Source organism: Kitasatospora sp. NPDC001159, from assembly GCF_053598235.1.
Genome location: NZ_JBSFJV010000001.1, coordinates 174386 through 189888, shown reverse-complemented (window position 1 = coordinate 189888; position 15503 = coordinate 174386). Strand labels below are relative to the sequence as shown.

At 73.1% G+C, this 15503-nt stretch carries 15 protein-coding genes, 1 tRNA gene and 1 pseudogene; 12 read left to right on the top strand and 5 right to left on the bottom strand.

Annotation, left to right across the window (positions count from 1 at the left end; translation table 11 throughout):
- Positions 1-184 precede the first annotated feature (184 nt).
- The 3 genes and pseudogenes from ACWC9T_RS00975 to ACWC9T_RS00965 all read left to right on the top strand — a co-directional run.
- Positions 185-1249: pseudogene (locus tag ACWC9T_RS00975) on the top strand (sugar phosphate nucleotidyltransferase); the annotation flags it as partial.
- A gap of 192 nt (positions 1250-1441) precedes the next feature.
- Positions 1442-2443, top strand: coding sequence for a Yip1 family protein (locus tag ACWC9T_RS00970; RefSeq protein ID WP_449818943.1), 1002 nt, complete (start codon positions 1442-1444; stop codon positions 2441-2443).
- An 84-nt stretch (positions 2444-2527) separates the two neighbouring features.
- Positions 2528-3418, top strand: a complete 891-nt coding sequence (locus ACWC9T_RS00965; RefSeq protein WP_449818942.1) for a metal-dependent hydrolase — start codon at positions 2528-2530, stop codon at positions 3416-3418.
- A gap of 68 nt (positions 3419-3486) precedes the next feature.
- Here ACWC9T_RS00965 and dcd read toward each other — a convergent pair whose 3' ends face one another.
- Positions 3487-4062 carry a dCTP deaminase gene (gene dcd / locus ACWC9T_RS00960; RefSeq protein WP_396247431.1) on the bottom strand — a complete coding sequence of 192 codons (576 nt, stop codon included), beginning with the start codon at positions 4060-4062 and terminating at the stop codon, positions 3487-3489.
- A gap of 72 nt (positions 4063-4134) precedes the next feature.
- On the bottom strand, positions 4135-4356 hold the full coding sequence (locus ACWC9T_RS00955) for a hypothetical protein (protein WP_396247432.1): 222 nt from the start codon (positions 4354-4356) through the stop codon (positions 4135-4137).
- A gap of 277 nt (positions 4357-4633) precedes the next feature.
- Between ACWC9T_RS00955 and ACWC9T_RS00950 the strand changes: the two genes are divergently transcribed.
- A tRNA-Gly gene (locus ACWC9T_RS00950) sits at positions 4634-4707 on the top strand.
- Between the two features lie 65 nt (positions 4708-4772).
- On the opposite strand, the gene ACWC9T_RS00945 is transcribed toward ACWC9T_RS00950, so the two are convergent.
- Positions 4773-5555: an alpha/beta fold hydrolase gene (locus ACWC9T_RS00945; RefSeq protein ID WP_449818941.1), complete on the bottom strand. Its 783-nt coding sequence runs from the start codon at positions 5553-5555 to the stop codon at positions 4773-4775.
- Positions 5556-5761: 206 nt separating this feature from the next.
- On the opposite strand from ACWC9T_RS00945, the gene ACWC9T_RS00940 reads away from it, so the two are divergent.
- Positions 5762-6322 carry a hypothetical protein gene (locus tag ACWC9T_RS00940; RefSeq protein ID WP_449818940.1) on the top strand — a complete coding sequence of 187 codons (561 nt, stop codon included), beginning with the start codon at positions 5762-5764 and terminating at the stop codon, positions 6320-6322.
- Between the two features lie 456 nt (positions 6323-6778).
- Here the strand turns inward: ACWC9T_RS00940 and ACWC9T_RS00935 are convergent, their stop codons facing one another.
- Both ACWC9T_RS00935 and ACWC9T_RS00930 read right to left on the bottom strand, forming a co-directional pair.
- On the bottom strand, positions 6779-7411 hold the full coding sequence (locus ACWC9T_RS00935) for a response regulator (protein WP_449818939.1): 633 nt from the start codon (positions 7409-7411) through the stop codon (positions 6779-6781).
- Entirely contained in the window at positions 7408-8631 is a 1224-nt protein-coding gene (locus ACWC9T_RS00930) for a sensor histidine kinase (RefSeq protein WP_449818938.1), read from the bottom strand. The genes ACWC9T_RS00935 and ACWC9T_RS00930 overlap by 4 nt, the downstream gene beginning before the upstream one ends.
- A 313-nt stretch (positions 8632-8944) precedes the next feature.
- Here ACWC9T_RS00930 and ACWC9T_RS00925 point away from each other — a divergent pair, with 313 nt between their 5' ends.
- The 7 genes from ACWC9T_RS00925 to ACWC9T_RS00895 all read left to right on the top strand — a co-directional run bounded on the left by ACWC9T_RS00925 (position 8945) and on the right by ACWC9T_RS00895 (position 15489).
- Positions 8945-9505, top strand: coding sequence for a GlcG/HbpS family heme-binding protein (locus tag ACWC9T_RS00925; RefSeq protein WP_449818937.1), 561 nt, complete (start codon positions 8945-8947; stop codon positions 9503-9505).
- 202 nt (positions 9506-9707) lie between these two features.
- The gene (locus ACWC9T_RS00920) at positions 9708-10133 is read left to right on the top strand and encodes a YunG family protein (RefSeq protein ID WP_449818936.1); all 426 of its coding nucleotides are present in this window, start codon (positions 9708-9710) and stop codon (positions 10131-10133) included.
- A gap of 93 nt (positions 10134-10226) precedes the next feature.
- Positions 10227-11114, top strand: coding sequence for an NAD(P)-dependent oxidoreductase (locus ACWC9T_RS00915; protein ID WP_449818935.1), 888 nt, complete (start codon positions 10227-10229; stop codon positions 11112-11114).
- A gap of 95 nt (positions 11115-11209) precedes the next feature.
- Positions 11210-11788 carry a flavodoxin family protein gene (locus ACWC9T_RS00910; RefSeq protein ID WP_449818934.1) on the top strand — a complete coding sequence of 193 codons (579 nt, stop codon included), beginning with the start codon at positions 11210-11212 and terminating at the stop codon, positions 11786-11788.
- A 326-nt stretch (positions 11789-12114) separates the two neighbouring features.
- The gene (locus ACWC9T_RS00905) at positions 12115-13257 is read left to right on the top strand and encodes an LPXTG cell wall anchor domain-containing protein (RefSeq protein ID WP_449818933.1); all 1143 of its coding nucleotides are present in this window, start codon (positions 12115-12117) and stop codon (positions 13255-13257) included.
- 135 nt (positions 13258-13392) lie between these two features.
- Positions 13393-14622, top strand: coding sequence for a hypothetical protein (locus ACWC9T_RS00900; RefSeq protein ID WP_449818932.1), 1230 nt, complete (start codon positions 13393-13395; stop codon positions 14620-14622).
- Positions 14623-14712: 90 nt separating this feature from the next.
- Positions 14713-15489, top strand: coding sequence for a MerR family transcriptional regulator (locus ACWC9T_RS00895; RefSeq protein ID WP_449818931.1), 777 nt, complete (start codon positions 14713-14715; stop codon positions 15487-15489).
- Positions 15490-15503 lie beyond the last annotated feature (14 nt).

Genomic DNA, 15503 nt, shown 5'->3' with positions numbered 1-15503 from the left:
CGGGCGGACGGAGGGTGACGTCAATCGCACGGCCGCCGGACGGGCATTCGGTCGGAAGGAAATACAGTAGGCGCCGGACCGGCCGCGAGGCCGGTCGACCCGTTCCGGACGGGGACAGAACACCGACGGAGGTACCGGCCCGCCGGGCCGGGCCGCAGAGACCACAAGGGGAACAGCGCAGACCATGACCGAGGCGATCATGCTCGTCGGTGGTAAGGGCACGCGACTGCGTCCGCTGACCACCCACACCCCCAAGCCGATGCTGCCCGTCGCGGGCGTCCCGTTCATCGCGCACCAGCTCGCCCGCGCGGCCGCCGCCGGGGTCACCCGCGTGGTGCTGGCCACCTCGTACCTGGCCGAGGTGTTCGAGGACCACTTCCAGGACGGGACCCCGTACGGCATCGAGCTGGTCTACCTGACCGAGCGCGAGCCGCTGGGCACCGGCGGAGCCATCCGCAACGCCGCCTCCGGGCTGACCTGCGGTCCGGACGAGCCGGTCCTGATCTTCAACGGCGACATCCTCTCCGGGCTCGACATCGCCGCCCTGCGCGACGGCCACGTGGCTGCGGGGGCCGACGTCACCCTGCACCTCACCCGGGTCGAGGACCCGCGGGCCTTCGGCCTCGTCCCGACCGACGGGAACGGGCGGGTGCTGGAGTTCCTGGAGAAGCCGGAGACGCCGGAGCAGATCGTCACCGACCAGATCAACGCTGGCTGCTACGTCTTCACCCGGTCCGTCATCGACCGCATCCCGGCCGGCCGGGAGGTGTCCGTCGAGCGCGAGACCTTCCCCGAGCTGCTGGCCAGCGGCGCCCTGCTGCGCGGTGTCGTCGACACCTCGTACTGGCTGGACCTCGGCACCCCGGCGGCGTTCGTCCGCGGCTCCGCCGACCTGGTGCTCGGCAAGGTCGACTCCCCGGCCGTCCCCGGCCCGACCGGCGACGCCCTGCTGCTGCCCGGCGCCACCGTCCACCCGGGTGCGGTGCTCAGCGGCGGCACCGTGGTCTCCGAGGACGCGGTGATCGAGGCCGGTGCGATCGTCGAGGGCAGCGTGATCCTGCCCGGCGCCGTGATCGGCCCGGACACCCTGGTCAAGGACTCGATCGTGGGCGCCTTCGCCACCGTCGGCGACCGCTCGGCGCTGGACGGCGCGGTGATCGGCGACGGCGCGATCGTGGAGTCCGACAACGAGCTGCCCAGCGGCATCCGGATCGCCTGCGGCACCCTGCTGCCGGTCGGCGCCGTGCGCACCACGGCCGGCCCCGGCGGCTGCCCGGCCGGCACCACCGCGGCCGCCGCGGTGCACGGGCCGTCGGTCACCGCCCAGCGGTAGCGACATCTCGGGGGCTTTTCGGACCCGTTCGTCTCAGGCTCGCTGCAAAGCGGCCCCGGCTCCGTCCGGGGCCGACGCGCGTTGGGCCGGACGGGTACCTTTCAGAGCGTGGCTGGTAATCGATACGACAGCGGTCAGGGCGCCGACCGCCCGCACGGCGGATGGTCGCCCCCGCCGCCGGCGGCGGCGCCCGGGGGGTACGGCCCGCCGGACGGGCCGGAGTACTTCACGGCCCAGCACCCGACGGCGGCCGGCGGCCCCGGCGGTCCGGCCGGTGGTCCCGGCGGCCCCGGGAGCACGGCCGGCGACGGCTACGACCCGTACGCGGCCGACCGGCCGGGCAGCACCCGCGCCTTCCCGGTCGGCGACCCGTACGGGCAGCAGCCGCCGTACGGCCGGGAGCCCTACCAGGGCCAGGACCAGGGCTGGTACGGCCAGGGGCCGGGCCACTACGACGACGGCTACGGGCAGCAGCCGCCGTACGGCCAGGAGCCGCAGCCCCCGTACGGCCAGGACAACGTCGCCGTCTACCGGGCCGGTGGCCAGTCCGCGCCGCACGTCTCCGGCCCCCGGCCGCAGTGGCGCGAGCTGATCACCGGCGTCTTCCGCAGCCCGACCGCGATCTTCGACCGCGCCCGTGACCACCAGGTCTGGCTGCCCGCCCTCACCGTCTCGATGCTGTACGGCGCGCTCGCGGTGCTCGGCATCGGGCTGACCCACGACGACATCGTCAACTCGACCTTCTCCGTGGCGCTGACCGGCCTGCTCGCCGCCGCCGTCGGCTTCACCCTGGTCGGCGGGATCTTCGGTGCGGTCACCTACGCGCTGGCCCGCCAGCTCGGCGGCGACGGCCCGTGGAAGTCGACGGTCGGCCTGGCCGCGTTGATCGGCTGGCTGACCGACGCGCCCCGGCTGCTGCTCGACCTGGTGCTGCCCTCCGGCAATGCGGTGGTCCAGGCCATCGGCTGGGCCACCTGGATGCTCTGCGCGTACCTGCTGACCACCATGGTCCGACGGGTGCACGACCTGCCGTGGGGCAAGGCGGCGGCCGCCGCCGCGGTGCAGTTGGTCGCGCTGCTGGTGCTGATCAAGCTGCCGACCCTGGGCTGAGGGGCTACAGGCAGAATGGTGGGCGGATCGGGCCGGAAGGCCCGGGCCGCCCACCCCCGTTGTCCACCACCACCGGAGCCAGCCATGACCCTCCCCACCACCCACGTCAGCTTTCCGGCCGGGGCGGTGACCGGAGAGTCCCCGGTGCTCGCGGTGCACCCGCTCGCCGACGGCCGGTACGCCGTGGTGACCGGGGCGACCCCGTTCCACCCGCTCGACCACACCTGGCCCGACCAGCCGGCCGACCACGGCACCCTGACCGTCGACGGCGCCGAGCTGGCCGTGGTGGACTGCCTCACCGGCGCGGTCGGCCCAGACGGCGGCACGCCGCTGGTCGGCGCCGAGATCCCGGTCAAGCGCGGGGACGAGGAGTGGTCCTGGCTGGTCCTGCACGTCCTGGACAGCGACCCCGGGGACATCACGGGCCACACCGCCGTCCTCGCCGTCGACGCCGAGCGCCGGGCCGCCCTGAGCGCCTCGCACAGCGGCTGCCACCTGCTCGCCCTCGCCCTGAACGCCGCGCTCGCGCCGCGCTGGCGCAAGGACCCGGGCCGCTCGGACGCCTTCGGCAACCCCGACTTCGACAGCCTGGCGATGGACAGCTCGGTGATGGACACCCAGGCCAGCACGGACACCTACCGGCTCGGCAAGTCGCTGAAGAAGAAGGGCTTCACGGTGGACGCCACCGAGGAGTTCCCCGCCCTCGCCGACGCCCTGCCCGCCCTCACCGAGGCCGTCAACGCGCAGCTCGCGGCCTGGGTCGCGGCCGACGCCCCGGTCCGGATCGAGGTCCCCGGCCCCGAGCTCACCGCCCGCCGCCAGTGGCACTGCGAGCTGCCCGAGGGCGGCGCGCAGATCTTCTGCGGCGGCACCCACCTGCACCACCTCGGCGAGCTCGCCGAACTGCGCACCGAGCTGCGGCTGTCCGAGGACGGCACCGAGCTGGTCGCGGTCACCAGCCCCAAGCGGTCCTGAGAAACGCCGCGGGCGGCCACCCCTCGCGGTGAGGGGCGGCCGCCCGCCGTGCGTGCACTCCGCCGGGATCAGACCTTGGTGCGGTGGAAGTTCAGGTAGGAGCGGGACGGCGTCGGGCCGCGCTGGCCCTGGTAGCGCGAGCCGTAGCGCTCGGAGCCGTACGGGTGCTCCGACGGCGAGGACAGCCGGAACAGGCAGAGCTGCCCGATCTTCATGCCCGGGTACAGCTTGATCGGCAGCGTCGCGACGTTCGACAGCTCCAGGGTCACGTGGCCGCTGAAGCCGGGATCGATGAAACCGGCCGTGGAGTGGGTGAGCAGGCCCAGCCGGCCCAGGCTCGACTTGCCCTCCAGCCGGGAGGCCACGTCCTCGGGAAGCGTGATGACCTCGTACGTCGAGGCCAGCACGAACTCGCCCGGGTGCAGGATGAACGCCTCGTCGCCGTCCGGCTCGACCAGCCGGGTCAGGTCCGGCTGCTCCTCGGAGGGGTCGATGTGCGGGTACTTGTGGTTCTCGAACACGCGGAAGAAGCGGTCGAGGCGCACGTCGATACTCGACGGCTGGATCATCGCCGGGTCGTACGGGTCGATGACGACCCGGCCCAGGTCGATTTCGGTACGGATGTCCTTGTCAGAGAGCAGCACGGTTCGAGGTTACGTGCACGACAGGGCCCCGGACGAATCCGCCCGGGGCCCGTTACGTCCTTCCGACGGCCGTCAGGCCAGGAACTCCGCGGCCTCCATCCGCATCGCCCGCGCCAGTTGCGCCGTCGACAGCTCCCGCACGTCGGTCAGCACCGAGCTCCGGAGCCGTCCGCACTGCGGGCAGCGGATCAACCGCCCGGGCCCGAGCCGCCCGGGACCGAGGTTCTGCATCGGGAACGTGGTGGTGCTGAACAGGTGCCCCTCGGCACAACGAACGACGGCGCGCTGCTCCATCGATCCCCTTCCCATCCCTAACCCAGTACTCACCCGTACTCATCGCGCCCCGGCGGCCAGGCCCCGGGACGGCGTCACATTAGGGGATGTTCCGGACATTCCACACCATGGCTCACCGCCCCGACCCACACCCACCGGAGCACTCACACGCGGCCCAAACAGTACGCCCCCCGCCCACCCTGACCCGGCTCCGCCACGTCCTCGGACCGACCGTGCAGCCACGGTCACGGATGGGGTACAGTGACACTGGATCGAGCGGTCTCTGACTGCTCATCAGGCGGGCGTAGTTTAATGGTAGAACATGAGCTTCCCAAGCTTAGAGCGCGAGTTCGATTCTCGTCGCCCGCTCCACATCGAAAGCCGCAGGTCTTGGACCTGCGGCTTTTTTGTGTGCACGCCCGGGGGCGCGGGTCGGTTCAGTCGGCGTCGAAGAAGTCGCGGACGGTCTTGGTGAAGGCCTCGGGCTGTTCGGCGAGGACGATGTGGCCGGTGTCGAACTCGGCGTAGCCGCTGGTGGGGAGGGCGGCGTGGAGGCGGCGGGGGTTCTCGACCGGGACGGTGGCGTCCTGGGTGCAGCCGATCACCAGGGTGGGGGCCTGGACGCGGGGGAGGAGTGGGGTGAGGTCCAGGCCGAGGTCGAGGGCGATGTGGCGGAGGGTGCCGGGGGTCGGCCGCATGTAGGCGGTGTTGGCCTCGACGGCCGGGCGGCCGATGCGGTTGAGGAAGCCGCGGCTGAAGGCGGTGAGGGTGGCGTAGCGGCCGAAGGCCTCGGGGTGGTCGGCGAGGGAGAGCCAGGTGGCCAGGGAGAGTCGCAGGTACTCGTCCTGTTCGGCGCTGATCCAGCCGGCCGCGGCGACGAGGCGGCGGACCCGGTCGGGGTGCAGGGCGGCAGCCGCGGTGGCGACGACGGCGCCGAGTGAGAAGCCGAGGAGGTCGACGGGGCCGCGGCCGGCGTCCGCGATGACGGCGTTGACCTGCTCGGCGAGGGTCTCCAGAGTGAGCGGGGCGCCGTCGTCCACGGCGGCCTCGCTGCCGGAGAGGTCGGGCAGCAGCACGGTGTAGCGGTCGGTGAAGGAGCTCAGCAGGCCGTCCCACATGCCGGAGCCGGGGCCGGTGCCGTGGACCAGGACGAGGGTGTCGGGGCCGTCGCCGACGACGCGGTAGGGGATGCGGGCGGTGCCGACGGTGATGGTGGGCATGGTGGGGTTCCTCCTGGTCTGAGCTGGTTCGGCCGGGCCTCGGCGAGAAGTAAACTACACGGTGCAGATTAGTGATTCAACTGCACCGTGTAGTGCAATGCGAGATGGAGAACGGTGCGGGGCGGAACTGTCCGCGCCCGACGGCCGTCCAAGCAGTGACGGAATGCCTGCCCGGGTTGAACGCCGGGAGGAGTACGGAGGGCCCGGTGCAGTCAGGTGGTGCCGAACTGAACCTCGGATTCCCGGACGGTTGTCGCGACGGCTCCTCGGCCGCGCCCGCCTGGTGGCCGACGCTGACTTCGGAGGTGACGTCAAGTCAACTTGATTCGGCGGAACGCTGCGAGACGCTGCTTCGGGAAACTGTCGGTGCCGTCCGGCCCGTGCTCGTCTGGCGGGAGGCGGCTCCCAGTTTGGGTGTGCGGCTGCCGCTGCCGGGGCGGGAGTCGGAGCCGCACTGGTACGTCACCCGGGGCCGGGACCTGCTGACCCTCGTATCGTCTTGCCGGCAGGGGGAGTTGGTGGGAGTGGTGGAGCGCCACTGGCGCCGGTTGGGGTGGACGATCACCTCGCTGAACGCCGGGCGGGACCGGCCCGGGGTGGCCGCCGTCACTCCGGATGGTTTTCAACTGGTACTGGGAATCGGCGAGTTCGGCGAGATCGCGCTGACCGCAGGTTCGCCCGGAGCGGCCCGTTCGCCGCGGTGGGCGACCGGCGAGGTCGCGTCGCTGCCGAATGTGCACTGCCCGTACTGGAGCGCGCTGATGTGAGGCGGGGGCTTCCGGGGGAGGCGTGGAGCGAGTCCCCCCGGACCCGCTCCACGCCGCCTCGTCGCGCGGCTTCGGCGTTGCCGCTCCCCCCGACACCCCGGCAAGTCCCGCCGTCCCCCCTGGCAACGCCCTCCGGCGAGAGCGGTCCGCACAGGCCCCGGCGAGCCCCCACCCCCGGGGACGTCGTTGGCCTCACGCTAACAAACCGCGTGGTTGGTTTGTCAATAGCGGGATCCACGAAAAATCCACAATCGTGATGATGGGTTCCAGCTGTTCAGACAGGCGCCCTACCAGGCAGTTGTTGGCCCGTCAGGGTGGCGTGCGACCGCTGTGCGCGCGCCGGGCACAGGCCCGGTGCGTGGAGCGTGGTGCTTGGAATCCGACATTCCGAGCATCATGGCAGCACACAGTGGCAGCGCGCGAATGCCCAGCGCATCCACCGGCCGCACCGGCCGCTCAGCGCAGCAGCCGGCGTTCCTTGGCCACCGCCACCGCGCCGGCCCGGGTGTCCACGCCCAACTTGTCGTAGATCCGCCCCAGGTGGGTCTTCACCGTCGCCTCGCTGATGAACAGCGCCCGCGCGATCTCCCGGTTGCCCAGGCCCTGCGCCAGCTGTTCGAGGATGTCCTGCTCGCGCTCGGTGAGCTGCGGCGCGGGTGCCCGCATCTGCGCCATCACCCGGGAGGCGACCGGCGGCGAGAGCACCGTCCGGCCCCGGGCGGCCGCGTGGACGGCGGCGAACAGTTCCTCCGGCCGTTCGGCCTTCAGCAGGTAGCCGGTGGCGCCCGCGGCGATCGCCCGGGTGATGTCGGCGTCGGTGTCGTAGGTGGTGAGCACCAGGACGTGCGGCCCGCCCTGGGCGGCGGTGATCCGCCGGGTGGCCTCCACGCCGTCGATGCCGTCGCCGAGCTGGAGGTCCATCAGCACGACCTGCGGCGCCAGCTTGGCGGCCAGCGCGACGGACTCCTCCCCGGTGCTCGCCTCGCCGACCACCTCGATGTCGCCCGCGCTGGCGAGTAGCGCCAGCAGTCCGGCCCGGACCACCGCGTGGTCGTCGCAGACCAGCAGCCGGACGGGGGGTGCGTTCATCGGTGCTCCAGGGGGATCGCGGCGGAGACGACGGTGCCCTCGCCTGGGGTGCTCTCCACGGTCAGCCTGCCACCCAGCTGCCGCAGCCGGGCACGCATCGCCGGCAGGCCGTACCCGCGCCTGCCACCGGAGCCGGCCGTGGTGGGGTCGAAGCCCTGCCCGTCGTCCGCGATGTCCAGCACCGCCTGGTCGCCCAGGAAGGACAGGGTGATCGCCGCCGCCGAGGCCCCGGCGTGCTCACGGACGTTGGCCAGCGCGCCCTGGGCGATCCGCAGCAGCGCGGACTGCGCGGCCGCGGGCAGCGGGACGGGCGAGCCGTCCAGGTGGAAGCGGACCGGCAGCCCGCTCTCGGCGGACTCCCGCTCGGCCAGCGCCCGCAGCGCCCGGTCGAGGGTGCGGCCGTCGGCCAGCTCGGCCGGGGCGAGGTCGTGGACGAAACGGCGGGCCTCGGCCAGGTTCCGCCCGGCCACCTCGGCGGCGGTGCGGACATGGGTGCGTGCGGTCGCCGGGTCGGCGTCCCAGGTGCGCTCGGCGGCCTGCAGCAGCATCTGCTGGCTGGACAGGCCCTGCGCCAGGGTGTCGTGGATCTCCATCGCCAGCCGCCCGCGCTCGGCGAGGGTGCCCTCCCGCCGTTCGGTGGCGGCGAGTTCGCGCCGGGTGCGGACCAGGTCGGCGATCAGCGCCCGCTGCCGGGCGGCCTGCCGGGCCATGAACAGGAAGACACCGGTGGCCAGCGCGGCCACCGCGGGCGGCAGCAGCACGAGGGTGGCGTCCGTCCCGCCGGGCAGCCGGATCTCGGCGATCACCACCAGCAGGGTCAGCGCCGCCACCAGTGGGATCGCCGCCTTCGCGGGCAGCGCCCGCAGCGCGGTGTAGATCAGCGGGACAGCGCACCAGGCGAAGCTCGGCGCGAGCAGCACCAGCACCATCCAGAGCGCGACCACCAGCGCCAACGGCCACCGGCGCGGACGGCCCGGCGCTGCCGGGTGGCGGTGGTCGAGCCAGGAGGCGGCCGGCTGGGCGACGGCCAGGGTGGCGCTCAGCCCGATCACCCAGGGGATCCAGGGGCTCCCGGCGTGGTGGGTGAGGTAGCGGCTGAGCGAGGCGGCGAGCAGCAGCAGGAAGGCGGAGTCCAGCAGCAACGCCAGCCGGCCCGCGTCCGGGTCCCCGGCGTCGCGTCCGCCGACGGGCCGGTCGGCGGACGGGCGGGGCTGCTGCACGGGTGGCTCCTGGCGGTACTCGGTACGCGGTGCGCGGGCTTCGGCGCGCGGTACCAGCGCTCGGCGCACTGACCTGCACCGATTCCTCGATGGTGACCCGTCCGGCCCGGTCCCGCATCAGCCGATCGGTTGACGGCGCCGTCCCCCATCGTGCCCGGACGGTCCCGCCGGAACGTCGATGCCGTGCGCCCGGATCCGGCCGGAGGATCGGAGCGGGGCCGGGCGGTCCCCGGCCGCACGGCCCCGAATCCGCCGCACGGCCCGATCCGTCGCGCGGTCCGCAGACCCCGCAGATCCGTTGAGGAGCTGGACCATGAAGAAGACCTCCGTGCGCACCCGGGTGCTGACCGGCGCGGGCGCCGTCGCCGCGCTCGCCGCCGCCGGCCTGGGTGCCGTCTCGGCCAGCGCCGAGACCACCGAGACCCCGGCCGCGCCGGCCGCCGTCAAGGTCGACACCCAGAACAAGAACCTGGCCGAGACCACCGGTCTGACCATCGACGCAGCCACCCGCGCCGCCCAGGCCGCCCTGGACGCGGCCACCAAGGCCGGCCAGCACGTCTCGGTGGCCGTGGTCGACCGTGACGGCGCCACCCGGGTCCTGCTCAAGGGCGACGGTGCGGGCCCGCAGGCCCCGGAGTCGGCCGAGCGCAAGGCCTTCACCGCGGTCTCCTGGAACGCCCCGACCTCGGAGCTGGCCAAGCGCCTCGCCCAGGCCCCGAACCTGAAGGACATCCCGGGCACGCTGTTCCTGGCCGGCGGCGCCCCGGTGCAGGCCAAGGGCGCTCCGGTCGCCGGCATCGGCGTCGCGGGCGCGCCCAGCGGCGACCTGGACGAGCAGTTCGCACAGGTTGGCGTCGCCGCCCTGGTGTGGTGACGCACCCCGGCGTTCGCCCTGGTGAGGTGACGCACCAGGCCGGTCGGCCCGCCCGCACGGGCGACCGGCCGGCCGCTTCGCGTCCCGGGCGGGCGCCGCGGTGTCCTCGTTCGGGTGAACACGGGGAGGGTCGTCGCAGAACAAGCGGTGACCCTTTGAAAAGCCGGTGTCGTTGTCAGTGCCGCGTGGCAGGCTTCCCGGTATGACGGCGTGGACCCTCAACGACATCGAACGTGCGATCCGCTCCTCCTGGGGTGTCGACACCTGTGCGCCCGAGGACCTGGCCCACTGGCGTCCCGACAATCCCGCCCGCGGCCAGTGCGGGGTGACGGCGCTCGTGGTGAACGACCTGCTCGGCGGCGAGCTGATGATGGGCGAGGTGCACGTCGACGGGGTCCGGACGGACCTCCACTGGTGGAACCGCTTCGCCACCGGCTTCGAGATCGACCTCACCCGCGAACAGTTCGGGTCGGACGAGCTGGTCGGCCCCGGCCGTCCGGTCGCCCGCCCGACCCGCCCCGGCCGGCTCCAGGCCCAGTACGAACTGCTGCGTCACCGTGTGGTCACCGAGCTGGAGCGCGGGGCCGCCGCCAACCGCAGCCCCCGGCGGGCGCGCGTCTGCGCCTGACGGCCCGGGCGGCCGACCGCTCCGGAACCGCGCAGCCCCTGACGTACAGTCAGCCGTGAACGGGCGGTCGGCTACGGCGACGGGAGTGCGCGGATGACCAGGATGGCGACGGTCGGCTTCGTGGGGCTGGGCGCGATGGGGCAAGGCATGGCTGGCAGCCTGCTGCGGGCCGGTCACGTCGTACGGGTCTGGAACCGCTCGCCCGAGCCGGTGGCCGCCCTGGTGGCCCAGGGCGCGGAGGCGGCCGACACGCCGGCCGAGGCTTTCGCCGCCGACACGGTGGTCTCCATGCTGGCCAACGACGAGGCGGTCGAGCGGCTGCTGCTCGACCCCGGGCTGCTGGCGGGCGCGAACGCGACCCTGCACGTCAACATGGCCACCGTCTCGCTGGCGCTCGCCGAACGAGCCGAGGCGCTGCACGCCGAGCACGGCATCGGCTACGTCGCCGCGCCCGTCCTCGGCCGGCCCCCGGTCGCGGCGGCGGGCCGGCTCAACATCCTGGCCGCGGGCGCGCCGGAGCTGCTGGAGCGGGCCGAGCCGCTGTTCGCCGCGATGGGCGAGCGCGTCTGGCGGTTCGGCGACAGCCCCCGGCAGGCCAACACCGCCAAGATCGGCGCCAACTTCCTGCTGGCCTGCGCGATCGAGTCGATGGCCGAGGCGTGCAGCCTGGCCGAGGCGCACGGGGTGCGGGCCACCGACCTGGTCGAGATGCTCACCAGCACCCTCTTCCCCGGGCCGGTCTACTCCGGCTACGGCGCGATGGTCGCCGAACGCCGCTACGAGCCGGCCGGGTTCCGGCTGCCGCTCGGCCTCAAGGACGTCGGTCTGGCCCTGGCGGCCGGGGCCGAGCGCAACGTCCCGTTGCCGTTCGGCGGCATCCTGCGGGACGCCTTCCTGGACGCGCTGGCCCACGGCGACGGGGACAAGGACTGGGCCGCCGTCGCCGAGGTCGCCCGCCGCCGGGCCGGACTGACGGACTGACCCACCTGCGGCTTTCCGGGGCGCGGGCGCGGAATAGCCGGCGCGCGACGGGTGCTCGCACCTCCGTCCGCAGCACCCGACCGGGGGAGTCACCCATGGCCGACCAGCCGTCCGGCGCCGAATCGCCGCGCCGTTTCCTGTTCCTCGACGCCAGCGCACGCGTCGACGGCAACTCCGGGCAACTCGCCCGGCTGGCCGCCGAGTCGAGCCTGCCGGCCGGCGCGGGGCAGCACTGGCTGCGGCTCGCCGACCACCCGCTGCCGCCCTTCCAGGACCTGCGGCACACCGGCGACGGCGGCTACCCCGAGCCGACCGGTCATGAGCGGACCCTGCTAGGGGCCACCCTCGCGGCCACCGACCTGGTCTTCGTCGCGCCGCTCTACTGGTACTCGCTGCCCACCACCGCCAAGCTCTACCTCGACTACTGGTCGGCCTGGCTCCGGGTGCCCGGAGCGGACTTCCGTGCCCGGATGCGCGGCGGCACCGTCTGGGGCGTCACCGCCCTGGCCACCGGGGACGACAAGGCCGAGCCGCTGATCGGCACGCTCCGGCTGACCGCCGAGTACATGGGAATGCGCTGGGGTGGCGCGCTGCTCGGCAACGGCACCCGCCCGGGGGATGTCCTGCGCGACGAGCGGGCGCTGATCGCGGCCAAGTCCTTCTTCGCGGACTGAGCCTCCCGTGCCGCCGCGGGCCGAGCTTCCCGCAACCCCCGCGGAGTGACGCATTCACGCCATCCCGTCCGTGCGGTACTGTCCTCCGGGCGTGTACCCGTCACCTCGTGGATCTCTTGGTGAAGCGCAAAAGCCTTACGGATGGACGGAGTTGGACGAATCGGGCGCCCTCGGGCCGGGCGCGGGCCACAGCAGGGCACCTGCCTTCCGAAGTGGCCGGATCGTTCGGTACTCTCCGTCGGACTTTCAGCTTCGCGGGGGGTTCGCGGCGTTTCCGGCCGCCCCCTCGCGCCCGGGCCTCGCCCGGACACTTCCGTGAGGTCTCCTTGTCCATACGTCGCAGTCTTGCCCTTGCCGGCGCCGCCGCGCTCGCGTCCTCGCTCGTGCTGGCCGGTGCCCAGGGCGCCATGGCCGTCGGCGCCACCGGCGCCCCGTCCGCCGCCGCCCAGGCCGAGAAGGCGGGCCACCAGAACCTCGACCTCTCGGTGCGCGGTGTTCCCGACACCTTCATCGCCGGTGGTGACGCCCGCGAGTTCACCTACCGGATCGACAACTCGACGAAGACCGACTTCGTCGCCTTCCCGCTGCTGAAGTTCAAGAACAAGGCGGGCTCGCTCAAGGCGAAGGACTTCAAGCTCGAGTACCAGCTGCCGGCCTCGCTGCCCGGCGGCGGCACCTGGAAGACCGCCGTCATCGCCCCCGGCGGCGGCGACGGCGACGACAGCGCCGTGCTGATGTTCCTCGGCGACGTCACCGGCAGTGGCGACGCCGCAGACGACGCGCTGCTCTTCCTCGCCCCGGGCAAGAGCCTCGACATCAAGGTGCGTGCCTCCTTCACCAAGGACGCCCCGCTGGGCAAGGCCGGTGTCGTGCCGGTGGTCTTCTCCGCCGACGCCAACGACGAGAACGACCACGGCGGCTTCAGCTGCGACGGGATCAAGGGCGCCGGCTTCACCATCAAGGCCGGCGGCGGCAAGCCCAGCCCGACCCCCACCCCGACCAAGACCGGCAAGCCGAGCCCGACCGCGAGCGGCTCGCCCACGGCCAGCCACACGCCGACCGCAACCGCGACGGCCACCGCCACCGCGACGACCACCGCGACCCCCACCACCGAGCCGACGACGCCGACGAAGGCGCCGACCACCCCGGCCACCGGCACCGCGTCGCCCTCCGCCTCGCCGTCCGACTCCGGCGCGACCAGCGCCCCGGTCCCGTCCGGCGGCAGCAGCACCGACGCTCCGCAGCCGATCGACTTCCCGGTGCAGAACCCGACCGTCACCCCGCCGAAGATCACCCCGGGCGGTGTCACCAAGGCCAAGACCGCCGCGGCCAACGCGGACAAGTCCCTCGCCACCACCGGTGGCGGTGATCACACCACCGCGATCGCGGCCACCGGCGGCGCCGTCCTGGTCGCCGGTGTCGGCACCCTCGTGGTGCTGCGTCGTCGCAAGTCGGGCCAGCAGAGCTGACCCCTGGGGGCTTGCGAGTACCGCCCGCGTCGCCCGGCCGTCCGTTCGAACAGACGGCCGGGCGACACAGGCGGTACTTCTCCGTCACATAGGATGTCCGGCCGGAGGGGGGCGGAACGGCGGGGAGAGGGACAGGTGCGGGTAGCACGCACGGCACAGGCCACCACCGACTACGAAGCCGCGACCGGGCGGATCGCGGGACTTCCGCTCCGCAGGCACCACGTCCTGCTGACCGCCTGGACGATCCTCTGGTTCTTCCTGGTCGAGCCCAGCGGCGGGTTCTCCTGGCACTACCTGCGCCAGGGTGAGCAGCTGCTCTTCAGCCACCAGGCCGACGGCGGCCTCTCGCTCTACGCCCACCACCCCGAGCTGCAGATCGGCCCGGTCAGCCTGGCGGCCGCCCGGCTCACCGCACCGTTCTCACCGCACACCGGCCAGCTGGTCGCCGAGGCGGTGAGCGCCGGCCTCGGCCTGGTGATGCTGGTCCTGATCGGCCGCACCGCCGCCCTGTACTACCTGGGCACCGGCACCAACCACCGCCGGCTCCAGCAGCGCCTGCTGATCGCCGGACTGGCGTTCATCCCGATGTGGGTCGAGGTCTCGGTCCGCTTCGCGCACCTGGACGACGTCCTCGCGCTCTTCTTCACCGCCCTCGCCGCGCACGCCCTGGCCCGCGGCAAGCCCGTCCAGGTCGCGATCTTCCTGGCGCTGGCGGTGGACTCCAAGCCCTGGGCGATCGCCTTCGCCCCGCTGATCCTGGCCCTGCCCCGGCCCGCCTGGCTGCGCACCGCGATCTGGTTCTGCCTCCTGGTGGCCGTCGCCTGGCTGCCGTTCTACCTGGGCAACCTGGACACCATGGCGGCCGCCAAGTTCACCATCCCGAACCAGCCCGCCTCCGCGCTGCGCTGGTTCGGGGTCACCGACCCGGCCACCCCCTGGTGGGACCGCCCGACCCAGTTCGCGCTCGGCATCGGCCTCGGCTGCGTCGCCGTCTGGCGCGGCCGCTGGCCGGCCGTGGTGCTGCTCGGTGCGGACGCCCGGATCCTGCTCGACCCGAGCGTCTACACGTACTACACGGCCTCGATCCTGCTCGGCACCCTGCTCTGGGACGCGGTCGGGCAGAAGCGGCTGGTCCCGTGGTGGAGCTGGATCGCGCTTGCCGCGCTGTACGGCGGCACGCTGCTCCTGCCGTCCGACTCGGCCCGCGGCTTCGTCCGGCTCGCCTTCGTGGTGGTCTCCGCCGGCTACGTGCTGCTCTGGCCGACCCAGCAGACCCGCCGGCCGCGGCCCCCGGCCCAGGGCGGCGACGGACGCCGCCGGACCGCCCGGCGGCGCGAGCGGGATCTGGTCGGCGCCGACGCCTGAGACCCTCCGCGCCCACGGCTTGACCCTGTGGCTTGACCCTCACGCGACGTGAGAGCGGAGGGTTGTGGTCAGCACCAGGGAGGAACCCGGATGAACGAGAACGAGGGCCACTCGGTCGGCGCCGTGGCGAAGATCGCCAAGGTGACCGTCCGCACCCTGCACCACTACGACGAGATCGGCCTGCTGTCCCCCGCGGGCCGCACCCGGGCCGGCTACCGCCGGTACGTGGACGCCGACCTCGACCGGCTGCAGCAGATCCTGTTCTACCGCGAACTCGGATTCCCCCTGGAGGAGATCGCGGCGATCCTGGACGACGACTCGGTCAGCCCGAGCGAGCACCTCCGGCGGCAGCACCGACTGCTGACCGACCGGATCAGGCACCTCCAGGAACTCGCCACCGCCGTCGAACACGCCATGGAGGCACGCAAGATGGGCATTCAGCTGACCCCGGAGGAGAAGTTCGAGATCTTCGGCGAGGGCTACCAGGAGGAGTGGGAGCAGGAGGCCGAGCAGCGCTGGGGCGACACCGAGGCCTGGGCCGAGTCCCAGCGCCGTACCGGCGGCTACACCAAGGCCGACTGGCAGCGCATCCAGGACGAGATGACCCGGCTCAACGCCAGCCTGGTCGAGGCGCTCACCGCCGGCGAGCCCGCCGACGGCACCGCCGCCATGGACCTCGCCGAGGCCCACCGGCAGCACATCTGCCAGAACTTCTACGACTGCACGTTCACCATCCACCGCGGTCTGGCGGGTCTGTACGTCTCGGACCCGCGCTGGACCACCACCTACGAGAACCTCGCCCCCGGCCTGGCGCAGTGGCTGCACGACGCCATCCTCGCCAACGCCGACCGGAACGAGAAGGCGTAACCGCCGCCGCGGGG